Source organism: Granulicatella sp. WM01 (genome assembly GCF_004570605.1).
GTDB lineage: Bacteria > Bacillota > Bacilli > Lactobacillales > Aerococcaceae > WM01.
This window is the reverse complement of sequence record NZ_SPPB01000098.1, coordinates 1-3,496: the sequence shown is the minus strand read 5'-3', so window position 1 is coordinate 3,496 and position 3,496 is coordinate 1. Positions and strand designations below refer to the sequence as shown.

Sequence of the window (3,496 nt, the reverse complement as noted above, 5' to 3'; positions counted from 1 at the left end):
AAACGATTATTGCCTTATATTCACAATACATTCAATGCCCCACAATTATCAAATGGATCTATTGAGGGATTAAATAATAAGATTAAAGTATTAAAACGGAATGCTTTTGGCTATCGGTCATTTACTTATTTTAGAGCACGTATTTTGTTAATGATAAAATTGTTTTCTAGTGATGAAAAGACTGTTATACACTTAAGTGCATAACAGCCTCATCAACCCTATTTGACATAGAACCACTATTTTGTTTACCAACACGATTTAGTTTATCTTCATAAAATTATGCAATATATCAACTATTTTCCTTATTCATATAAAAAATAAGTAGAAAATAAATAACAATGTTTTATTGTAGTTTAGTCACCCCTAAATAAAGAATGAGTGTTCCAATACATGCTGCACCATAGAAATACCACTTTTTAGTTTTATGATGGATAATAAACATCCCTAAAAAACCACCTACTCCACCAAAACACATCATAGAAAGCAGCAAAACTTTTTCGCTAATTCTATAAAGGCGACGTTTAGCACGGTATTTGTCGATACTCATCAATAAAAAGACAATACTGTTCCATATCAACATTAAAATTAGCATTATTTCACCACAAAGTTTACTAATTTTTTCGGCACAACGATAATTTTTACAATCTGCTTGTCTTGAATAGCCTCTTGAACATCTGCATTTTCTTTAGCGATTTGCTCCAATTCTTCTTTTGATAATAAGGCATCAACATTTTGACGTGCTTTTATTTTCCCATTTACTTGGAAAATCACTTCAAGCGTATTTTCAACTAATTCACTTTCGTCGTATGTTGGCCACTCAGCTAAGCCAACAGACTCTTTTTCGCCTAGTTTTTCCCATAATTCTTCGGCAATATGTGGCGTAATTGGAGCTAATAATTGTACTAAACCTTTTATATACTTAAGTGGCAATACACTTGCTTTATAGGCTTCATTGACAAATACCATCATTTGAGAAATTGCAGTATTATAGTGCATGTGTGTGTAGTCTTCCGTCACTTTTTTCACAGTTTGATGATACAATTTTGTCAATGAACTATCATGCTCTAATACAACTTTTTCATGCAGAGTACCTTGCTCATTAACAATTAAACGCCATACTCTATCTAGGAAACGTCTTGAACCTTCTAAGCCTGTTTCGCTCCAAGGCTTAGAAGCATCTAGTGGCCCCATAAACATTTCATATAATCGTAATGTATCTGCACCAAAAGTTTTAACAACGTCATCTGGATTGATAACATTTCCTTTAGATTTAGACATTTTATTGCCATCACTACCTAAAATCATCCCTTGATTAAAGACACGTTGGAATGGTTCTGGAGTTGGCACAACACCAATATCATATAAAAATTTATGCCAAAAACGTGCATATAATAAATGTAATACCGCATGCTCTGCTCCACCAATATACATATCCACTGGGAACCATTTTTTCAATTTTTTAGGATCAGCCAACATATTTTCATTTGTTGGATCAACATAACGTAAATAATACCATGAACTCCCTGCCCATTGTGGCATAGTATTCGTTTCACGACGCCCTTTTTTTCCATTTTCATCAATAACATTAACCCACTCTGTAATGTTAGCTAATGGAGATTCACCAGTTCCACTTGGTTTTATATCTTTAGCTTTTGGCAATAATAATGGTAAATCGTGTTCTGGAACTAAACTTGACGTTCCGTCTTCCCAATGAACAACCGGTATAGGTTCACCCCAATAACGTTGTCTTGAAAAAATCCAGTCACGTAAACGATACGATGTGACTTTTTTTCCAACATGATGCTCTTCCAACCATGCAATAGCTTTTTCAATAGCCTCTGCTTTATTTAAGCCGTCTAAAAATTCAGAATTAATATGTTCTCCATCTTCTATAAATGGCAAAACATCACTCTTTCCGTTAGTCAACACACGCTTGATAGGCAAATTGAATGTTTGTGCAAATTCAAAATCACGTTCATCATGTGCAGGAACTGCCATAATTGCTCCAGTACCATAACTTGATAACACATAATCGCCAATCCAAACAGGTATCTCTTCATTATTTATTGGATTAATCGCATACGATCCGGTAAAAACACCTGTTTTCACTTTAGCTAAGTCTGTACGTTCCAAATCTGTTTTAGTCGAAACTATCTGTAAATAATGCTCCACTTGACTTAAGCGTTCTGGTGTTGTTATTGTTTTGACTAAAGGGTGTTCTGGTGCTAACACAACATAAGTGGCACCAAATAATGTGTCAGGTCTGGTTGTAAAGACGGAAAATTTTTCATTTGTTTGAGCAATGTTAAACTGAACTTCTGCCCCATGTGAACGTCCAATCCAATTTCTTTGCATATCTTTTAAATGATCAGGCCAATCTATCAAATCTAAATCATCTATTAGACGATCTGCATACGCTGTGATGCGTAATACCCACTGTTTCATTGGCACACGATAAACAGGATGCCCACCACGCTCACTCTTTCCGTCAATGACTTCTTCATTAGCTAATACTGTACCTAAGGCAGGGCACCAGTTCACTAAAATTTCATCCTCATAAGCTAAATCTTTTTCACATAGTTTTTCAAAAATCCACTGCGTCCATTTATAGTAATTCGGATCTGTTGTATCAACTTCACGTTCCCAATCATAACTAAATCCTAGTTCTTTCAATTGACGTCTAAAGTTATCAATATTTTTATATGTGAATTCAGCAGGATCATTTCCTGTGTCAATAGCATACTGCTCTGCTGGTAAACCAAAAGCGTCCCAACCAATAGGATGTAAAACATTATACCCTTGAGCACGTTTAAAACGTGCCAAAATATCTGTTGCACTATATCCTTCCGTATGTCCAACATGTAACCCTGCTCCTGATGGATAAGGAAACATATCTAGAACATAATAATAAGGTTTAGTGTCATCTTCTGTAGTTTTAAATGTCTGGTGTTTTTCCCAATACTCTTGCCATTTTTTTTCAATATCTTGATGCTTAAAATTCATGTGTTTCTCCTTTCAAACTTTTCATGATGTTCTATTTTTGATTGTTACTTTATTATTTATGAAACTAAAAAAGCCTATAACTATACACTCGTACAGTTATAGGGCAAATTACACGTATAATTGCGGTACCACCTATATATTACTTCTCATGTTTATAACGGTAACGCACCGGCTTTTTCTACTTATCAAAAAAGCAACTTATAGGCGAGTTCAAATGTTCTCTATATAGCCTTACACCAACCGGCTACTCTCTAAAAAAGATAGCACTTTACTATTCCTAATCACTGTTTTTCACATCATATATTAGGCACATTGTAAAAGAATTTTATAAAAAAGTCAATTATTTTAATTTTCACTCTATTCCTGTATCAATCGAATGTGATAATGTCTTAAAGTAATCGAATGACAAAATGTCCCAAAATGATAAACTAGAGATATGAAAAGGATAGAATTAACAGTGAATGAAATAAAAAAATATAACGTCATCAAAGCC

Annotated in this window: 3 protein-coding genes and 1 other annotated feature; of the genes, 1 reads left to right on the top strand and 2 read right to left on the bottom strand. The window is 34.1% G+C overall.

Annotated elements, in window-relative coordinates; all coding sequences use genetic code 11:
• On the top strand, nucleotides 1–204 hold a 204-nt coding region (locus E4T68_RS08570), incomplete at its 5' end, for a transposase (RefSeq protein ID WP_167753874.1).
• 139 nt (nucleotides 205–343) lie between these two features.
• Here E4T68_RS08570 and E4T68_RS08565 read toward each other — a convergent pair.
• Together E4T68_RS08565 and leuS are read right to left on the bottom strand one after the other, a co-directional pair.
• A complete protein-coding gene (locus tag E4T68_RS08565; RefSeq protein WP_135125989.1) occupies nucleotides 344–592 on the bottom strand; it encodes a DUF1294 domain-containing protein in 249 nt (82 codons plus the stop codon).
• Nucleotides 592–3,003, bottom strand: coding sequence for a leucine--tRNA ligase (gene leuS / locus E4T68_RS08560; RefSeq protein WP_135125987.1), 2,412 nt, complete (start codon nucleotides 3,001–3,003; stop codon nucleotides 592–594). Before leuS ends, E4T68_RS08565 begins: the two co-directional genes overlap by 1 nt.
• A 96-nt stretch (nucleotides 3,004–3,099) precedes the next feature.
• Nucleotides 3,100–3,297: a binding site (T-box leader), on the bottom strand.
• Between the last annotated feature and the right edge of the window lie 199 nt (nucleotides 3,298–3,496).